This window comes from Hoeflea sp. AS60 (assembly GCF_038900115.1).
GTDB lineage: Bacteria > Pseudomonadota > Alphaproteobacteria > Rhizobiales > Rhizobiaceae > Hoeflea.
The window spans coordinates 2,005,849-2,024,486 of the sequence record NZ_JBBMQP010000001.1; the positions used below are offsets into that span (position 1 = coordinate 2,005,849).

16 protein-coding genes and 1 pseudogene are annotated in these 18,638 nt (G+C 53.1%); 10 read left to right on the forward strand and 7 right to left on the reverse strand.

Annotation, left to right across the window (positions count from 1 at the left end; translation table 11 throughout):
* Positions 1-28 precede the first annotated feature (28 nt).
* The 5 genes and pseudogenes from WNZ14_RS09210 to WNZ14_RS09230 all read left to right on the forward strand — a co-directional run bounded on the left by WNZ14_RS09210 (position 29) and on the right by WNZ14_RS09230 (position 4,402).
* Positions 29-397, forward strand: coding sequence for a DUF3489 domain-containing protein (locus tag WNZ14_RS09210; RefSeq protein ID WP_342868264.1), 369 nt, complete (start codon positions 29-31; stop codon positions 395-397).
* A complete protein-coding gene (locus tag WNZ14_RS09215) occupies positions 394-843 on the forward strand; it encodes a DUF2924 domain-containing protein (protein ID WP_342868265.1) in 450 nt (149 codons plus the stop codon). The genes WNZ14_RS09210 and WNZ14_RS09215 overlap by 4 nt, the downstream gene beginning before the upstream one ends.
* Before the next feature lie 3 nt (positions 844-846).
* A pseudogene (locus WNZ14_RS09220) lies at positions 847-1,308 on the forward strand (recombinase family protein); the annotation flags it as partial.
* Positions 1,309-1,323: 15 nt separating this feature from the next.
* Entirely contained in the window at positions 1,324-2,565 is a 1,242-nt protein-coding gene (locus WNZ14_RS09225; RefSeq protein ID WP_342868555.1) for a recombinase family protein, read from the forward strand.
* A gap of 679 nt (positions 2,566-3,244) precedes the next feature.
* A complete protein-coding gene (locus WNZ14_RS09230) occupies positions 3,245-4,402 on the forward strand; it encodes a site-specific integrase (RefSeq protein WP_342868266.1) in 1,158 nt (385 codons plus the stop codon).
* 258 nt (positions 4,403-4,660) lie between these two features.
* Here WNZ14_RS09230 and WNZ14_RS09235 read toward each other — a convergent pair whose 3' ends face one another.
* The 7 genes from WNZ14_RS09235 to WNZ14_RS09265 all read right to left on the reverse strand — a co-directional run bounded on the left by WNZ14_RS09235 (position 4,661) and on the right by WNZ14_RS09265 (position 12,920).
* Positions 4,661-5,896, reverse strand: coding sequence for a type IV secretion system DNA-binding domain-containing protein (locus WNZ14_RS09235; RefSeq protein WP_342868267.1), 1,236 nt, complete (start codon positions 5,894-5,896; stop codon positions 4,661-4,663).
* Positions 5,897-6,234: 338 nt separating this feature from the next.
* Positions 6,235-8,124, reverse strand: coding sequence for a hypothetical protein (locus tag WNZ14_RS09240; RefSeq protein ID WP_342868268.1), 1,890 nt, complete (start codon positions 8,122-8,124; stop codon positions 6,235-6,237).
* Positions 8,125-8,237: 113 nt separating this feature from the next.
* A complete protein-coding gene (locus tag WNZ14_RS09245; RefSeq protein ID WP_342868269.1) occupies positions 8,238-9,305 on the reverse strand; it encodes an HAD family hydrolase in 1,068 nt (355 codons plus the stop codon).
* A gap of 3 nt (positions 9,306-9,308) precedes the next feature.
* Positions 9,309-10,082, reverse strand: coding sequence for an enolase C-terminal domain-like protein (locus WNZ14_RS09250; RefSeq protein ID WP_342868270.1), 774 nt, complete (start codon positions 10,080-10,082; stop codon positions 9,309-9,311).
* A gap of 289 nt (positions 10,083-10,371) precedes the next feature.
* A complete protein-coding gene (locus WNZ14_RS09255; RefSeq protein WP_342868271.1) occupies positions 10,372-11,451 on the reverse strand; it encodes a hypothetical protein in 1,080 nt (359 codons plus the stop codon).
* Entirely contained in the window at positions 11,448-12,065 is a 618-nt protein-coding gene (locus WNZ14_RS09260; protein ID WP_342868272.1) for a diguanylate cyclase, read from the reverse strand. Before WNZ14_RS09260 ends, WNZ14_RS09255 begins: the two co-directional genes overlap by 4 nt.
* Positions 12,066-12,335: 270 nt before the next feature.
* Entirely contained in the window at positions 12,336-12,920 is a 585-nt protein-coding gene (locus WNZ14_RS09265; RefSeq protein ID WP_342868273.1) for a 3'-5' exoribonuclease, read from the reverse strand.
* Positions 12,921-13,584: 664 nt separating this feature from the next.
* Between WNZ14_RS09265 and WNZ14_RS09270 the strand changes: the two genes are divergently transcribed.
* The 5 genes from WNZ14_RS09270 (at position 13,585) to WNZ14_RS09290 (ending at position 18,144) form a co-directional block, all read left to right on the forward strand.
* Positions 13,585-14,109, forward strand: a complete 525-nt coding sequence (locus WNZ14_RS09270) for a GrpB family protein (RefSeq protein ID WP_342868274.1) — start codon at positions 13,585-13,587, stop codon at positions 14,107-14,109.
* A 13-nt stretch (positions 14,110-14,122) separates the two neighbouring features.
* A complete protein-coding gene (locus tag WNZ14_RS09275; protein ID WP_342868275.1) occupies positions 14,123-15,001 on the forward strand; it encodes a phytanoyl-CoA dioxygenase family protein in 879 nt (292 codons plus the stop codon).
* Positions 15,001-16,077: a glycosyltransferase 61 family protein gene (locus WNZ14_RS09280; RefSeq protein ID WP_342868276.1), complete on the forward strand. Its 1,077-nt coding sequence runs from the start codon at positions 15,001-15,003 to the stop codon at positions 16,075-16,077. Before WNZ14_RS09275 ends, WNZ14_RS09280 begins: the two co-directional genes overlap by 1 nt.
* A gap of 230 nt (positions 16,078-16,307) precedes the next feature.
* Positions 16,308-17,117: a class I SAM-dependent methyltransferase gene (locus WNZ14_RS09285; protein ID WP_342868277.1), complete on the forward strand. Its 810-nt coding sequence runs from the start codon at positions 16,308-16,310 to the stop codon at positions 17,115-17,117.
* A 244-nt stretch (positions 17,118-17,361) separates the two neighbouring features.
* A complete protein-coding gene (locus WNZ14_RS09290) occupies positions 17,362-18,144 on the forward strand; it encodes a glycosyltransferase (RefSeq protein WP_342868278.1) in 783 nt (260 codons plus the stop codon).
* Positions 18,145-18,638: the final 494 nt, after the last annotated feature.

Consider the following 18,638-nt stretch of genomic DNA (forward strand, 5'->3'; position numbering starts at 1 on the left):
GGCCGGATGTTCCGGTCCTGGAACCTGAGTGGAGATCACGAGGAATACGCAGAAGATCGAGAATGACGCACACCAGAATGCGCTCGAGGGCGCCGCGAAAGCGAATGCGTCGAAAAGGAAGCGTGGGGCCACTTCAGCGAAGTCGGGCAACAAAGGCGCCAAGAGCAAGCAAGATCAGTTGGTGGCCCTGCTGTCGAAGCCGAATGGCGTGCGGGTCTCGGTGATCTCGGACAGGCTGGGATGGCAGGCCCATACCGTGCGGGCAGCAATCTCGGGTCTGCGCAAACGTGGGCATGAGGTCTCGACGTCGAAGTCTCCAAAGACCGGCGAGATGGTCTACGCGATCAATGCCAACTCGAAGGAGAATGAAGCCGATGCCGCCGAGGCGTCGTCATGAATCGGGCGGCAAGGGCAGAGGAGTTTGTCAAGATCGCTCGCTTCGAAACAATGACTCGCGAGGACTGCATCGACGAATGGCGGCGTACGATGGGAGGTCAGTCGCTGAACTATGTCTCTGTGCAGTTCATGCGCAGCGCGCTGGCATATGAAGCACAGATGAAAACCCATGGTGGCCCTTCAACGGCGGTTCGAAAGGCCCTCAAAGCCGTTTTGAAGGCCGATCAAAGAACATCCGAAGGGGGAGGTCGTCCTAGACCGGCTCTCCAATTCACGCTCAGACCCGGAACCCATCTGGTCCGTGAGTGGAACGGCAGGACCTATCAGATTGAGGTTCTGGACGATGGCTTCCAGATGGATGGCAAACGGTATCGGTCGCTCAGCGCCATCGCCAGGAAGATTACGGGCGCTCATTGGTCGGGTCCGCGCTTCTTCGGATTGGGGTAGACCATGAAGAAGATCCGCTGTGCCATCTACACACGGAAATCATCGGAGGAGGGGTTGGACCAGGAGTTCAACTCCCTCCATGCCCAGCGGGAAGCCTGTGCTGCCTACATCGCCAGTCAGAAGCACGAGGGCTGGGTTGCTCTACCGGAGCACTATGATGATGGCGGTATCTCCGGCGGCACGCTGGAAAGGGCAGGGCTCAAGAAACTCCTCCAGCATGTGGATGAAGGGCTGGTCGACCAGATCGTTGTCTACAAGATTGATCGGCTCACCCGGTCGCTGGCTGACTTCGCCAAGCTGGTTGACCGCCTGGATGCAGCCGATGCGTCGTTTGTCTCTGTGACATAATCCTTCAATACCGCGACCAGCATGGGGCGGTTGACGCTCAACGTGCTTCTCTCGTTCGCCCAGTTCGAACGCGAAGTCACCGCGGAGCGGATCAGGGACAAGATCGCCGCTTCCAAGAAGAAGGGGTTGTGGATGGGGGGCACCATTCCCTTGGGCTATGAGCCGGATGGGCGGACATTGAAGATTGTACCGGAGGAAGCTGAGACGGTGAGAACGCTCTATGATCTCTACCTTGAGCATCGTTCGATCCTCGCGGTCGTGGATCATGCCAAGCGGTTGGGGCTGCAGAGTAAGACAAAGGTGAGGAAACGGAAGGAAAGCGATAAGCAGGTGAAGGAGCTGCGAGCCCCAGATAGCATACCCTCAAGCGGCCCGGATGCTTGTGGCGTCCCCTTCGAACGCGCAGCACTCCACTACCTGCTGACCAATCCGGTCTATGCTGGTCGGATCAGGCATAAGAAGACAATCCACGAAGGGCAGCATCCGGCAATTATCGATCCCGATGTATGGGATCAGGTCCAGGAGCATCTACAGGAAAGAGCTGCTCGAAAGCGGGGTGGGGGCAAGGATGGAGTCATCATAAGTCCGCTTGCTGGCAAGCTTGTTGATGAGACCGGCGATAAACTCGTATCCACCCATGCCAGCAGGAAGGGCAAGCGCTATCGCTATTATGTGTCGAACCGCCTGCTCAACAATGCCGGAAAGAGCGACAGCAACAGGAAGACCGGCAGCTGGAGGCTACCTGCCAAGCCGGTTGAGGACCAGATTGCCAACGCAACCCTGTCCCATATGCGCAACCGGCTTCCCGTCGATCTGCTGATCAATCCTGGAGCTGATGCAATTTCAAAGATTGGCAACCACCTCGATCTGCTTGATGTGCAGTCGCGTGCAAAAGGTCCGAACACCATCCTGTCCTGCATCGAAAACGGAATGATCAGGCCCGGCGCAATGGAGATCAGACTTGATCCCGAAAATCTCGCTGACACACTCGAGATCTCGGAAGACGAACTTAACCCGGATGCTTTGATGTTTACGCTGCCGTTCCAGTTCAGAAAGCGTGGTGTCGAGACAAAGCTCAAGATCGGAACTGACCATGCGAAACCGATCGACATCACCCTGATCCGCAGCATCGCCAAGGCGCATCAGTACTACGATGCGATCAAGAACGGGCAGACATTCGAGGAGATTGCGGAGAGCGAAAACCTCTCCAAGCGTCGGATCATGCAGGTGATTGACCTGACTTTCCTGGCCCCGCACATCCTCAAGCTGATCGTCCAAGGCGATCAACCCTTAGGCCTCACCGCAAAATGGCTCGGCATCAATCCAATGCCATCGGACTGGCAGGCACAGCGCCGCATTGTTGCGGCTCTCTGAAAAAGTCAAAATCCCGAACAGCCGGACTCAGGCGGATGGCCCGATGATGCCCTTTCGACAAACTGTCAGTCCCGAAATGGGCGACTGAGACTTCTGGCGATTACGGGCCCAGAAAAGAGCCATCATCCGGTCTCAGTATTATGGAGGCGCTTGCATATCATTGAAACTTCGCACCAATCTGAGCGAAGAAGCAGGTCGTGTCGATATCTGAGAAAGAGTGGCTGGGCATTCTTGTTTCGAATTCGGACTTGCTGCTGCGAACCAGTCTCTGTTCCCGCAATTCGGTGGCATCCAACAAGAATTTGCCGATGCAATGCAGATGGTCATTTGGCAAACTGTCAGCCCCGAATTGGCAGAAAGAGACTTTCAGCGATTCCGGGCCGAAAATAGGGCAGAAATCCCGTCTCTGCTTACGACGAGGCCTCGCAAGCCATTGAATTGTCGCCACTACATGAGCGATAAAAACCATATAAAACAATATCTTAGAGTGATGGCTGGGGAACCTGGATTCGAACCAGGACTAACGGAGTCAGAGTGCGCTGCTGGCGCTGAACATAGGTAACCATGCAAGAACAAGAAAGATAGAAAAAACAATTGATTAGGTGCGAGCTCTTTGTTATAGATGAACATGAAATAACAGTCCTACGCACTAAATTTGCGTGCCTAACGCGTGCCTAAGATGCCCAAAGCGAAGCTAACAGATTTGACCATCCGCAACCTGCAAGCCCCCGCATTTGGGCAGGAGACCTATTGGGATGAAAACCTCCCCGGGTTTGGTTGTCGTGTATCGCAAGGCGGGCAGAAAACATTCGTCGTCATGTATGGACCGCGCGAGATTCGCCGGCGCAAAATCGTCGGCAGATACCCTCACCAAAGTCTGAAGGAAGCGCGTGATCAGGCAAAAAGAATACAAGCAGAAATAGCGCTTGGGATTATTAGTGAACCGAAGAAGGCGTCTCAATCAGTTACGTTCGATGAAGCGGTTGACCGGTTCCTGAATGCTGCCAGACAGCGATCAAGGCCGCGCACAGTTAGCGATTATGATCGCTTGCTCAGTCGCCACTTCGCATTTGGACGAAAGCGAGTTGCGGACATCGACAAACAAGATCTGCAAAAATGCCTGGCCAAGCTAGATAGGGTTCCGTCGGAGCGGAAGCATGCCGACACAGTAATTCGCATTTTTTTTAATTGGGCCTATCGCGAAGAATTGGTAGATGAAAATCCCGTTGCGCGATTGCAAAGGCTTGCCAATGTTGCCGCCCGGGAGCGTGTACTCAGCGCTCGCGATCTTGGTGAGGTGTTTGCAAAAGCGAAATGCTTTCCCTGGCCGTTCGGGCCGATCGTTTGCCTGTGTATTCTAACTGGACAGAGACGCAGTGAAATCGGCGGGTTGAAATGGGATTGGATTGACCTTGGCGAGCGCCTTATTTCGTTCCCCGGAGAACATGTTAAAAATGGACGGACGCATACGTTCCCGATCGGGCCAGCGACTGCTCAAATGATTGCGGAACTGCCACGCATTGACGGTTTCGTCTTCTCGGGACGGAACCAAAAGAATGAAACGTTCAATGGCTGGTCTAAATCAAAAAGGGAGTTCGACAAAACCCTCATTGGGGTAGAGCGCTACACGCTGCATGATCTGCGCCGCACCTTCAGCACCATGCATGCAAAAATAGGCACACCAATTCACATTACTGAGCGTCTACTGAACCACGCATCCGGATCGATCTCCGGTGTAGCGGCCATATACAACAGGCATACCTATTTCGCAGAAATGCGAAAGGCGGTGATGGCATATGAGATGCATCTGGCACAGATGCCGATGAGTACGGATTGACGCCGGTGCCAGAAGAGGACTCACATGTTGAGCGCAAACATATGAAATCAATGAGGTGCACCATTCCAATTATCCCAATATACCCATGTTCGTACTCCAGGACCACTTCCCCTTAAAGGGTTCGAGTCCCAAGGCGATGTGCGCGGTTCACACCGTAAGTGCTCTCCGCCGATTTGGCCCTCCAGCTCTTCTGCCTCAACCCATCAAAACCAGCTGTACTTGCTCGGTAAACTGTCCTGCCGCCTGTCGACGATCCCATCACAATTTGAAGGTAGTTGCGGAAAATACGCCGCTCTGTGCTCCCTTAATCATGAGCTTCATGAAGCACCGGTAGTTTGGCAATTCGGCGAGATGAGCGGCGTTTATGTGTGCGGGGCGTGATGATGGTTGCCCCAGTTGCTTGGAAAGGATCGGTGCGTCTTTGGCTCCCACTCGAAAGACGATCAGAGTTCCAACGTTTCCCAGGATGCTCTCAAAAATCTGGGGTTCCAACTGCGTGGTGAATTGATGGGCTAACACTAATCCTAGGCTATATTTGCGAAGTTGGGAGAGCATCCCTGCAAATGCATGAGTAGTGAACGAATGGAATTCGTCGGCATAGAGGAAAAACGGTCGGCGGTCTTCCTCGTCTATTTCAGCCCGAGTAAAAGCCGCGCTCGTTAGCATCGACACGATCAGACCACCTAGAACATTGGAAATATCGTTTCCCAATGACCCTTTGGAGAGGTTCACAATCATCGGTGTCCCATTGTCTAGGACGGTGCGGAACCGGATGGGTCGTACGGGATCAGTCAACGCCTTCCGCACGTGGTGATGTGAGAGGAAGGCACCAAGTTTGTTTGCTATCGGCGCCACGCCATCAAAGGCATTTTTGTAGTTCATGTTAGGAAATTCATCTTTCCAGAATTTCAAAACCTCCGTGTCTGTGACATGAGATAAAACTTGGGCGCGGAAACTCTTTGTGGTGAACATCGGTACGATATCAGAGATTGTTGAGCTTGGACGCTCCAGCAAGGCGAGCAAGGTGAAACGCAGGAGGTGCTCCATTCGCACTCCCCAAGCATCGCTCCATTGCTGTTTTAGTGTGTCGATTATGCTTGAGGCGACCAATGGGCGATAGCGAGCTGCTACATAGGTCAGAGGGTTGTATCCGTAGTTGCAGTCAGGGTCGGACGGCTCCCAGTATATCCCACGGTCACCTAGCAGTTTTGCGGCTTCCTTTGCCAAATCTCCATGAGGATCTAAAAGACAGAACCCACGGCCATGTTCTATATCCTGACGCAGCATGTTCAGGAGCAAGTTTGATTTTCCGGTTCCTGTTTGACCGACAATATATGTGTGGAAGAGGCGATCGTTTTGGTGTATTCCAAAAACACGCGGTCGGTATCGCCCGACTGTTCTTCCGAGAACGGTGAGAGATTGGACAATGAAGGGATTCGTCATCCCTTCATTGTCCTGATTAAAAATACTTTCAATAGACTGCTTGGGTTTCATGGACTCACGATCCAAAGACGGAGAGCACGTTAAAATCTAAGCGGGGCTAGCTGGACACCCGCATTGACCTCGCCACTCTCAAGAGCGCTCATGATTTGTCGTGAACGCCTCGGAATCGGAACGAGAAGAAACAAAAAACCAAACAGGCCGATAAGCAAGAGGTCCGTGGCAGGATATGGGTTAATGCGGATGTCCCGCTTATGAACGCGGACAATCCGGGGAGCACGTCACAACCATTCTTCGCCGGTTCAGCACCAGTCGGCAAACCTTCATGTAGGTTCGGGAGCAGGCCTGAAGTTATGTCTCCTCACGTACCGTAGTCGGGATAGACCTAAAATCTAGGTTGGTTTTCCCTCAGTGACGAGGGAAATAACCCGCCAATCTTCTTGGAGTATGAAGTCGGGGACGAGCGAAGGGCCGATGACTTCGCCGGCTGATGGCACACTAATGCCGGCGATCTTCCTCAACAGCGAATAGCGGTCGACACCACTTGCCTTCAAAGAGTCATAAGGCGTTGCCGCGTGAGCTTCTGAAACCCCCAACACGTCAAATAACGTATCGCATGCAGTAAACAACGTGCTCGCCAGAGTTCTGGGGGCGCACATGACGCTGCCCAGCAAAGTATTGTATCCACTAACTGTAGATTTTAGCGAGCGGACGGGCAATATACTGGGCTCAGCAATGGCGAGGATGTCGATTACAACGCCTCGCTCTGCGGCAAGCTGCGCGGCGGCGACGGCCTCGATGAAACAGACGTCTCCACAAGCTATGATCAGGTGTCTGGCGCTGGAAGCGTCGGGGTGCCGATAGATGAAAACAGACCCGCCAGGGTCGTACAGATCGGGCAGAGGATACTTCGTTATGAAAAAGACTGTGGCGCTTCCGTCTCGCCGCTGAAGCGCTGATGAGAGCCTTTGCGCTGCCGAGGTCGCACCGATGGGGCAGCAAACCGTGCAGGCCGTTGGGGACCGGTTCAGAGCGATGTCCCAAATGTCGGTGTTTTGATGTGTCGGACAATTGGCCCAAGCCAAGCTGGTGCAAATCAACACCAATGGCGGGCGGTTCGAAAAGTGCTGGGCGTTCACAAGCTTCGAGTATTGCGCCAGCTGTGATCCGACGAGCGGCGCGAAGGCTTCATATGTTACGAATGCCGAAGACCGGCCCGCTGCAATCGCGCCGATGGTCCAGCAGAAGAGAACCTCTTCTGCGAGTACCTCGACGATGGCGTTGTTCCTTACAACAGATTTCAGATGGTTCGAGTTTGCCTCGTCCGGCGAAAAAACCATCACCCCGGCTCGGTCAAGTTCTCGGTCAATCGCGGCCATGGGAGAGCGTAGGGCGTTGGAAACGCTATCGCGTACGAGCGGGTTTACTGCGGGAGCCGATGCGATCTCCTGCACAGCAAAAGATATCTTTGAGGCTAGCTCGACGCGCTCCGGATCGGGCAGGCCGCTGATGTTAGCCTGCCGTTGCGTGGACATGCTAAAGGCGTCAAATGCTTCGACGGCAGCTTGGCTTTGGATGATACTGGTAATCTTATGCGCCGCATGGCCTGTGAACGACGTCTCGGCTAAGCTTTCCGGGGCTGGCCAGCCTTTTTCCGTGACCGACAGCCAAATGGTAGGTTGGTTTTCGCTTGCGCTTCGTAGCGCTTGGGCGGCGGCCTCGGCCGCTTCGTCTGCCTGGGTGTCTGAGGTGAAAACCCTATAACCTAAGCCTGACAACAAATTGCGCAGTCTGGAGTGGCTCATGCTGGTTTTTCCGCCCATGCGATGACCATTGCAGTTTACGGCGATCAACAAACGCTGCTCTCCGAGCTTGTTGAGTTCGTTGCGATGTACAAAGGCCGCGATGGTCGCGGGCGTCTCACATTCACCGTCCCCTATAATGCAGAGCACTAGACGGTCTTGCAGGCTGGCCAAGGTTTGAGATACTGCGACGGCAGAACCGAGCTCACCAAAAAGGTGCGGCAGGTTACTGGGAAAGGTCAGATACTCGGTCGGGTCTCCTCCTGGCTCACCGTATCGGGAGATCATGGCGTTGGCCACCGACCACTCCGGAGAGGGCTGAGACGCCAAGAAATGTGCGAATTGAAATCCGGCGGCGTGTCCTGTACCGAGCACGCCGAGGATTGGATCCGGTCCAGACCATTGTGCCGACGCGTGGGCGCATATCCAGGCGATGCCCGGGTTTGCTCCCCAATGCCCTCTCGGCTTGCGCAGACGCACGGGTGGTCCTTCCAAGGGCAGTTGCAACCCCCCCCGCGTGCGCTGCCGCCCATGCGGTGAGTTGCCGCCAATAGGTAACGGCGGTTTCGGCTGTGGTCCGCATGCTGCCCGTTTTAACGTCCATCACCGGAGCTTCCTACCGAACTGTCTTTATCCGGCAATTGCGGAAGTAGCTCGATGATGGCTTTCAATCTCTCTTCTAGTATCTCTTCGGAGGCGGCCTCGATCAGGAGCGAAAGATAGTGTCGGTGCTCATGGTCGACCAATCCTTTAAAGGTGCGGCCTCTGGCGGCGATTTTCTCTTCGATATGCCGGGGTAGGTTGGTCATCCGCCGATCACGCTCGAATTTGATCCAACCGAACAAGCTTTCCGGCAACACCGTCTTTGTCACAAATAGCGCCGATCGTTCGTCCGATGCACGCACAACCTCGCCGTGAATGCGGGCACCGCTAGTGAAAATCACTGCGCGGCTTCTGGTTCTATCCACGACCCAGTTCGCTAAATGTCCGCACTCGACCACAGAATAGCCGGTGATCCTATTGACTGGTCCAGCGATGAAACCGTCGAGCTCCGCAGGTGACGGGTCAGCGGTTGTAAGGGTACCCGCGAGCGCCGCAAAGTCCCAACCCTCCTCGCCGATATGGATGCCTGCAATACCGACTTGGTTTGCCGGGCGAACATCGTTTTCGATAGAATCGCCGACGGATAAACAGGTTTGGGCGTCTAACCCGTGTGCTTCGAGCACCGTGCGCCAGAATTGCGGATCTCTCTTGGAGATACCCAAGGAAGAGGAACTGACGTACGCTGCGTCTTCCATTAGCTCCACTGGCAACGCCGGAGCCCAGGAAACAGCGTTCGTCACATAGATGATTTTTATGTCTTTCTCCCGACAGGCTGCGATTAGGTCCAGCGCACCGGGAATGAATTGGGCTTCGCCCTCCGGTTCGCGCAGGGCAGCCTCGACGCCATTCGCTGTCTCTTGGGATAGACTAAAGTGGCGCGTCAACCGCTTCACCGCAGCGTCTCTTGATCCAGCCGTTAATGTGATGTCGGCGGCCTCCTGGCTCTCTTGTCTCGAGATTGCGAGATGATCCCGCAATACATCTATAACCCGCTGTTTTGGGCCCGGCTTTGAGCGCGTGAGAATTGTGCCACCTATATCCACTAATATAGCCTTCATCGCTCACTCCAAGATTTTTACCGTTTCGCACATGTCACCAAGCCACCCTGGTTGGTGCGGTGCATGCACTGTCGCACTCTTGTCCGGAATGATTTTGTGTTGCCATAGAACCTGTCTTTTCGCCTCCAAGCCGAAATGAAACTCCAAAACCGGCGCATTGGTGGTTATTCCAGCGACATGAAGGGCAGGGATCAACCCATTGCCGTGCGGGTAGAAATCGCCATGGCGGCTTAATGATGAAGCGATGCGGATGTAATGGTCAAGCCCGCCGGAGAACACGGGATCGGGTTGAAAGATCGAGACGCCGTGCTCTCGTGCCGAAGAAAACTCAAAAACACTGTAGAAGTGCTCTCCCGCAGCGATCGGATGACGGGCTTGCAGTAACGCCAGCAGGTCGATTTCGTGTGGCGGCAATGGTTCTTCTACCCAGGCAAGACCATCCGGCAACCGGTGGAGCATGCTGCGGGCGTCATCAAGACCGTATTGCGCTTTGAAGTCTATCGCCCAGGAAGAGAGCTCAGTTCCAGTTGCATCAGCCAGCCTCTTCAGCGCTATGTCCTTGTCGGCGCCGATTTTTTTAACGTTGGCCTCCAGCGCGTGGGCGGACACCAACTCAGAAACAGTGGCGTCAGCGTTCTCCAGTCCGAAGAATGTCGCGTAAATCCCGCATGGCGGCGGCGCACTCTCAGAGAGCAGACGCCAGACCGGTACGCTCCGCTGTTTGGCCGCAAAATCCCAGGCTGCGTATTCCAGCGCCGTCGCCGCGACTAAGGCCAAGCCCGCATGGGCGTGCCTGTGATGATTCAGTATATGTCTCACCACGCCTCGAACTGGCACGGCCGGAGACCATGGTGTCGTCTCGGCCAAGTGGGCCGCCATTACTGCTATATCGTGAGAGATTGGTCCCCAAAACCCGCCTCCGCCGTTCGATGCGCAAAGAACCACATGCCCTGTTATTGCCGTGTCCCCAGCGTCAATGGATGCCTTGCCGGGGAGGTGGGCGGTGAATTCCCTTATTTTGAACAGGTCCGACCGGGCCGGCAGATAAAGGTTGCTCTTCGACAGCTCACACCCGGGGTCCAACGGTCAGTTCCTCGTTGTAGCTTGTTGACCAGAGGGGCCGGTAGTTTTCCCAGTACACAGGCTTCAAACCGCGCTCTGCAAGTTGGGGTTCCAACATTTTTCTTAGTCTGAGATAGTACGGCAACGTGGAGGCTTCCGGATGGATGTACTTCTTCATCATCGGGTTGTGGGCTTGGAAGACCTGAATACGCGGAAAGGTCGTTACATGGGCGTTCAGTTGCGCGAGCCCTTCGGACGCGGCGTCGAACGAATCAAGGCCTGCGACATAGGTGTAGTCTCCAATCGCGCCGCATTCATTCAGAGTGTCTATCGCTTGGCAAGTTTGATCAATGGTCAAAGACGCCTTGGTGTTCTTCAGAAGAACATCCCGCCGTTCGAAGCACTCTATGGTAAAGGTGATGTGCGATGCACCGGCGGCGTCAACGAACGCCTTGAGATCGTCGTCTTCGCGTATGACGGAGGACAGCAGGTGCAGTCGTCCGTTGAAGCCCAGTTGTTCCGCAGCCTGCCTTAAATGGGCCATATGGCGAGTGGCGGCACCTGGTGTTCGGAAGCAGCCTGAGCATACCGTAATGACATCGCTGTGCGACAAGTCACTCCAGTTGTTTTCATAGCAAAGCCATTCAAGCACTTGAGACAGCCCGTCTTTATCGACGATCGTGCCATCGGCCGCGTCTTCGATGATGTTAGGGCAAAACACGCAACCGATGCAGTTTGACCGTGAATTTGTGTTCAGTGTGATCGACCGACCGCCCGCGCGCAAATATGTCAGGACAACATCATCGTTCTCCCGCTCAACTATAGTTGCGACGGGATTCCCTTCGAGGATGATGGTGTCTTCTTCAATCAGAAACGAAGACTGTTTGTTTTCCAAAGGAAGGATCACCTTCCAATGGTCCGGTGAACCATCGAAACGAAGCACCATTCGGGACCGGGGGACGGGCGCGTGGCAAAAAGCGCCATGCATGTTCAACGATATCATCAGCCCATCGATGAATGGGATGTCGAATTCCAAGCACGCTGTTTGGATGGACTCCACGGTGATGGGAACGATTTTGTTCATGGCTTTCCCGAGCATGTTATAACAAATCCCTCATCTTCGATTTTCGTTCTTTTTGACTTTGCTTCAAAAAGCGTACGGTCAACGCGGGAAACCCACGCCCTATAGGCGGCCTCGGGATTGTCGTGGTTGGTTCCTGTAGGGCTGTATTCTGAGCCAGCGAAACTGCACGGCCTCGGACAGGTGCGGGCAATGTCGCAGCTAAGTTCGCGTACCCGGTTGATGAAGTCGCTGTAGTGTCCGCCTTGGGAGAAAATGATAACTTCGTCGCCTCCGAAAGTTCCGGAAAGCCAAACGGATGCCGGGTCTTGACGCGCTTGCCATTCTGCAACCGTTTTGCCGACCAACTTCATACAGTGATTGCCAGCCAAGTGTCCGAACATGTCATTCGAAGCATTGTTGCAGCTGCTGACATATTCCCGCAGCCCATCAACATCACCGATTGCCAAAAAGCATGGATCAAGATCTTTTCGCGATAATCTCCTTTTGATGAAATTAGCCATACTATCGTAGCTTACGAGTTGTGTGAGAGGGTCGACAAGAAGTGTCTCTCGCGCAATCTTTTCTAGATCAACGACAATTGATTTGGAGATGTCACCGTTATCAGTGACGTCCATTGTGATGTAAGCTCGTGTCACATAAAGACTCCGCTTCGCATTGCGCGGAAACTGCATTATTCAACTATAGGGGTAACAAACCATCTAATTTCAATTTTTACAATACGTATTTCGGAGAAGGTGTACCAGCCGCCAGCAACAATAATGTGTAACTCCAATTCATCAGATTCATTGGCGATGAACTCGAATTGGACGAGGCCAAGACAATTCTAAAGGAACTTAAGGAGTTCTACCCTTGAGATTTGCACTATCAACGAAGCCGAAATGGCTCTACTCACATTTCCCGCCCCATAAATGTATGGAGGAAAACAACCGAGCCTGTTCTATGGCGTCGATTAAACCGTTATGAGTTCCGGCCCGCTCCACTAGCAACTCTGGTGGCAGACACTGAGCAGTTGGTGTGTAAAACATACTTTGCGACTTGACCACCAGCATTGTGCGGACATCGCAAACCCGGGTAAAACTCACCGGGAGCGCCCCTCCGAGAAACCTATGAAAATAGTAGGATAAAAAAGTCCAATCGAAGGTGGACGGGTAAGCCACCAGGACAGGATTGAGATCTTCCGCGCATCCTAAAATCCAGTCAGACAGTCGTTTCATTGCATCGTGTGGAGAGACTCCATGCACGCGGAGATGTTCCCTGTTCAATTTGTTGACGGACATTGCGGCTTCCACAAAATCTTCCGAAATCGGTTGCATTTCGAGGTACATCGTCTTTTCTTCCGGATCCGCTTCCACGTAACTTCCGGCCACAGTACGCCCGGCAACGCAAATGCCGATGCTCAACATGGAGTACAGGCCGGGGACGGGCCCATCGGCCTCGATGTCAAAGGAGAAGTAGATTTCATCTTTCATAGCGATAACGCTCCTTGGTCGAACGTTAGCAGAGCGTCGGACATCATGCGGAGTGAAATCGTCGTTTGGCCAGGTTCCGGCTGCATAAGTGATGGTATGTAGACCGCTACCTTTGCCTCGAGAAGAAGCATTACGGATCGTTTCCAGGACTCCCCAAACTTTTTGTGCTGGATGTCCGGAGGAACTGGACAAACGACGTCCTTTATCCCGCTCAATATAATAGCCCGCGCACAATGGTGGCATGGAAATAAGGTGACGTGCATCGTGCACCCATCTAGCGAGACACCTTCACGGGCAGCTCGGTAAACGGCGATTCGCTCAGCATGTTCACTCCAATACTCTTTTTCAGCGCTTCCAGGCAGGGTTCTGCTCTCATCTGGATTCAGAATACCGGGCGGCAACTGGTTCGCGCCGCAGGCGACGAGGCCCCTGTCTGGATGTATGATCACCGCACCCACCCCGGCTGGTCCGTCGATGGAGTCTGATAACTGCTCATAGGCAAGTTTCAGAAAGTACCCTTCGTTCCCAGATATGCTGTACTGTCCCTCTGTCACTGCTTCAAGGACTGCAATTTGAGGACTCCTCCAAAATTTAACCTTTTCTGAAAAATGAAAATATGTAAAATAATGTGTATAATATTATTAAGTTCCGTGATGAAAAGCAAATGACAAACACAAGACCGATGCTATTTAATGAATATCGTACTGAATGGCCTATCGCGTTCGAAAAAGAGAAGAAAGCGTTGGTGGCGGAGTTTGGTGATGTTGCGTTGGAGATCCACCACATCGGTTCCACGTCGGTTCCTGGTATGCCGGGTAAAGGAATCATCGATATTCTGGTGATTGTAAGCAGTCTGATGCCTTCCGAAGCCTATGACAAACCGCTCAGGCGGCTTGGCTATATCAACCGTCCGGTTCCGGACAGGCCGGAATCCCCATTCTACACCAAACCGTCCGTGAAGCCGCGAACACACAATGTACATATCGCTGTTCAAAACGGGGAGATTGCGCGAAATCACATTATGTTCCGCGATTATCTCAGAGCCGACCGAGGCGCCTTTGATCGGTATGCTGCCTATAAACGCGGTCAAATTGAAACAACCCCCGACGAATGGGACAAATATAGCCGCAACAAACTGGAAGTTGCTGCCCAAATCCTGAAGGAGGCTCGTGAGAAGTATGACGGTTAGTTCGGAGCAGCGAATGCAGGATCAAATCAATAGTTTTTCCGCGCAGCTCTCGCTTATTTATCCAGTACCTGTGCCTATTCGTGAAGATCAGTTAAGGGATTTTCAGAATAACGGATTTGTAACCGTTAAGGGGTTGTTTTCAAAGGAAGAAGTTTCAAGTATTTCCGAGGCTTCGGAAAGGGTTGTTTCTGAGGGGTGGGCCCCGACTGAGCATTATGGGAGAACCTTCAGGTCTTGGCGCGCAATCACCACCCAATCAGAGGAATTAGCCGGGGTCGCCTGCGATCCCCGAATGGTAACGGTTGCTATGCAATGTCTTGGCGCGCGGATTAAGCTCGTCGGAAGCCAGTTGATCCATCGGCTCACGCTTGATGGCACCGAGACGTCAAGGACACCGAATGCGCCTGGGTGGCATCGGGATGTTTTTGGGATGGATCGTGATCTGGGCGGAGAATCCCCCCTTTGCGCTGTAAAAGCGACGGTCTGGCTGAGTTCGGCGACGAAGGTGGAGAACGGCGCGACTTTGTTTGTTGCCGGTAGTCAAAAGGATCGGAAATTACCTGAGATACCGTCCGGAAAAGCCGATCCGAAAACTTTCTCCCGCACCCAGCCCGATATCGGAGATGTTACGTTCTTTGAGAATCGCGTTGCCCATGCCGGCGGATACAACGTATCGCCGCAGACACTGAAATTCGCGTTGTTCCAGTATGGATACCGATGGCTGCAACCTGTTGCAGGACAATATCACAGCGCCGGATTGCTGGACTTGTGCTCGGACTTCTGCCGTGAGCTTTTGCAGCCGATCGAGCTCGATGAGAACAATTGTTATAGGCCGGAAAACAGATTGCCGAGCCTCGAAAATTGGTTCGAGTCTAGCAGAATTGTTAAATAGTGATCGAAGGTGTTTGTAAGAGCCGATTGGCTTGGATTAAAGCAACGGGGCGCGGCGAAGTTTGGACATCGTCGCTTCGAGCCAGCGTATCGTACGGTACGCCGATCGGCCATGAGTCGCCAAAGCTGGCTCAGTTAAGCCGTTTTGTTGATGCCTGCCCGCAGGTCTATGCGATCGACAATGGCGTTTTCTATACTGATACCCCGTATCACTTCAGTGAAGACGGCATCGTGTTTCTAGATACAGTTGAGAGATATGCTATTTCCTACGCCCAGTCCGATGTCTGGCATCTCGCTGCTAAACGGCGGATTAAGTATTCTGGAACGACCGCGCACATAGCCTGTCACGGCTATTTCAACCTGTCTCACTTCCTATCGGACTTTCTGCCCCGCTATTGGCTAATCAAGCAGTCGCCGTTCAAAGTCGATCGTTGGCTAGTACCGAGCACCCTTCCGGATTGGGGATTGGACTTGCTACGTCTGGCCGGAATGCGCGACACCGAGATGCTCATTGGCGCGCCAGATACCCAAATCATCGCTGAACGGGCGGTGACAGCGGATGCAACCGGAGCGGCGACATGGCCTGCGCGATGGGTTCGGACGGCAATCTCTGAGCTGTTTCCTGTTTTCGATGAGGAGACGCGGGCCAAACCGATCTGGCTGTGGATTTCCAGAAGCGAAACCACGCGGCGGCGATGGATCCAAGAAGGAGCGACTATCAATGAGATTCGGGCGGCCGGATTCGATGTTGTGCGTATGGAGCAACTTGCCGTAGAGGAACAGATTCGTTTGGCGCAGAACAGCGAAGTCATTGCTGGCCCCCATGGTGCGGGACTGAGTTGGGTCTTATTAACGGCCCGCACGCGTGGACTGCTCTTCGAAGTAGTGGATGATACAGTGGTCCAAAACTCATTTAGGGCACTGGCTGGACTAGTGGGCTGGCGATATGCAAGAACTGGTGCCAGCATTCTTGAGGCCGGGGAAGGAAACAGCGTCTATGAGGACATCACACGTGAATCGTCTGTAGTCATGGAGACGTTGCACGAAGTGCTTCGACCATGGAAAACAGATTATTAGGTGGTGTGTATCGATTTGATCAATATGAATGTTTCTATGACTGTGATGAAGGCGTGAATGTTCCCAGCAATATTATCGCAACCACAGAAATATTATTGACCTCTTAAGCTTTCCAACGGTCTACTCAATGCGGATGCGTCGCCTGTGTATCTTCAATACTTTTTATGAGTCAATTCGTCCACACCGCCTAGCAACGAAAAATACAGAACCATAAGGAGGTTGATTGTCCGATGTCGCCAGCGCCGAAAGAATACGATGCAACGCTTTTTGCGGGGACGGCAAAATACTACTCAAAATACAGAATTGGCTATCCCGGCGACTTGTTTGATGCTCTGTATCGCCATAGCTCGTTTGAGTCAGCCAACCCGGTTTTGGATCTTGGGTGCGGGACTGGCCATGTAGCCATTGGTCTTGCTGAGAAAGGGATTATCGTTTACGCCGTTGATCCCGACCCAGAGATGGTGGCAGAGGGCGTCCGGGCAGCATCGCAGCGTAACTTGACGACGATTCGTTGGATGCTTGGGACCGATAGACAGATCGGCGACATGAAGCTACCGGCACTGTCTGTCTGCACTATGGGGGCGAGCTTTCACTGGATGGACCGGTCGCGGGTGCTTAAACAGCTTGACGGTATGATCGTCTCGGATGGATGCGTTGCTTTATTCAGTGGACGGTTTGACTTGGAACATGCCGAAACTGCGTTGTGGAACCAGTTGGCATCCGAAGTAATCCAGAAATTCCTCGGACCCGAACGCCGTGCCGGGAAAGGTACTTACTCCCATTCTTCGACAAGGCATGGGGAGATCTTGGCTGAATCGCCGTTCGGAAAGCTGCAAACGCTCTACTTCAAAAAGCGGATACTATTGACAGTAGAACAGATCGTGGGGCTCCAACTCAGCATGTCTTTTGCATCCCCAGCCCAGCTGGGAAGCGCAAAGAAGGAATTCGAGTCGGTGCTAACGGAGCAGCTGACTAAAGCGACTGACAAACCTGCATTCGAGTCAGTCGTGCAGTATGAGTTGATCATAGGGAAGAGGTGATGCGGATCGGAATGATTGCGCCCCCGTTTTTCGCGGTGCCTCCCCTGGGATATGGCGGGGTCCAAACCCATGTCCATCACCTAGTGACCGGTCTTCAGCAAGCAGGGCATGATGTCTACTTGTTCTCTTCAGGTGATTCCGTCTGCCATGCCACGCATGGCGCCCATTTTTATAAAGTGGCCACCGACACACCTTCGGGCAAGACCGTCCCGGAATTGGTACAGGTCCTGGAGGGTATCGGTCGATGGCGGGGCTCGGTGTTTGTCTCGATGTAATTCAGGACCACACCTTCATCGGCCCGCACATGTCTGCAGTCCTCACCCGGACCCCAGTGGTCACGACGTTCCACGACGTGGGTGATCGTCAACGTCAAATCATTTATGGGGGGTTGCGGGAGGCTGTAGGCACCATCAGCGTTTCCGATCATCAAAAATCGACCCTCATTGGCGTGCGGACCGACAAGCGGATTTATCCTGGTTTGCCGGCGTCGCTATACGAAATGTCTGAAAACAAGGGATACCTCTTGTTTGTAGGTCGCTTCTCTCCGGAGAAAGGTGCGGAGACCGCCATCGAAGCGGCTCGAAGGGCGAAACTGCCGATAATTCTTGCGGGGCGTATAGTGCGCGGGCAGGAAGGATATTTCGAGAATTGTGTAAAGCCACTTATTTCAGATGATGTTAAGTATATTGGGGAAATATCTCCTAAAGAAAAAGCAAAACTCATATCTAATTCTTTTGCGCTGATAAATACTGTAAAGTATGATGAGCCTTTTGGGCTAATAAATGCAGAGGCGCTATTGTCTGGTGTTCCTGTAATTTCATATCGTATTGGCGCGTTCCCGGAGATTATTGACCACGGGCGCAACGGCTTCTTGTGCGACAACATCGATGATGTAATTAGTGCTGTGGAAGCTCTTGACACGTTAGACACTGGCGGCATTAGACGAGATGCGGTTCAACGCTTTTCCCTAGAACGCATGGTGTCCGAACACGTTGAATTTTACGAGGAGATGAAAAGTCGCGCCTGATAAGAGTCGCCACTTCCCGACGTGCTATCGAACTCACCGCATACATGTCGCGACTTATATTTGCAGGGCTCGTTGAATAGATGGGATGGTCGCCGCTCTACCCACGCGACAGTTCCGATTTAAGAACGTGGTGTTTACGGTCACGGAATGGGAAGGACGGCAATCATGACGACGGACAAAGTAATCGCGATTGACTTGGCGAAAAATGTTTTCCAGATGTACGGAATGTCCCTGACAGGGTAGGCGAAATTTCGCGGGAATTCATCGCTGTTGATGTCCGTCGATGAAAATATTTCTGATGGCGACTTAAAAAAATATCAAAAACACATCCTGAAGGCCCCACGATACACGCTGGGTCTTCAGTGATTACAGCATAACTGAATGTATTCCACCAAGTATTGATCCATTTCATTCTTATCGCTCATCCGTAAAATGTACCGCGCTCAGTCAGGGCGATAAGGTTATTCCGCCTCATCAAGCACACGAACTGCGTC

Coding starts and splice junctions, on each gene's coding strand:
- WNZ14_RS09215 (WP_342868265.1), top strand. CDS start 394: ATGAATCGGGCGGCAAGGGCAGAGGAGTTTGTCAAGATCGCTCGCTTC.
- WNZ14_RS09225 (WP_342868555.1), top strand. CDS start 1,324: ATGGGGGGCACCATTCCCTTGGGCTATGAGCCGGATGGGCGGACATTG.
- WNZ14_RS09230 (WP_342868266.1), top strand. CDS start 3,245: ATGCCCAAAGCGAAGCTAACAGATTTGACCATCCGCAACCTGCAAGCC.
- WNZ14_RS09235 (WP_342868267.1), bottom strand. CDS start 5,896: ATGAAACCCAAGCAGTCTATTGAAAGTATTTTTAATCAGGACAATGAA.
- WNZ14_RS09245 (WP_342868269.1), bottom strand. CDS start 9,305: ATGAAGGCTATATTAGTGGATATAGGTGGCACAATTCTCACGCGCTCA.
- WNZ14_RS09255 (WP_342868271.1), bottom strand. CDS start 11,451: ATGAACAAAATCGTTCCCATCACCGTGGAGTCCATCCAAACAGCGTGC.
- WNZ14_RS09260 (WP_342868272.1), bottom strand. CDS start 12,065: ATGGACGTCACTGATAACGGTGACATCTCCAAATCAATTGTCGTTGAT.
- WNZ14_RS09265 (WP_342868273.1), bottom strand. CDS start 12,920: ATGAAAGATGAAATCTACTTCTCCTTTGACATCGAGGCCGATGGGCCC.
- WNZ14_RS09270 (WP_342868274.1), top strand. CDS start 13,585: ATGACAAACACAAGACCGATGCTATTTAATGAATATCGTACTGAATGG.
- WNZ14_RS09275 (WP_342868275.1), top strand. CDS start 14,123: ATGCAGGATCAAATCAATAGTTTTTCCGCGCAGCTCTCGCTTATTTAT.
- WNZ14_RS09285 (WP_342868277.1), top strand. CDS start 16,308: ATGTCGCCAGCGCCGAAAGAATACGATGCAACGCTTTTTGCGGGGACG.
- WNZ14_RS09290 (WP_342868278.1), top strand. CDS start 17,362: ATGGCGGGGCTCGGTGTTTGTCTCGATGTAATTCAGGACCACACCTTC.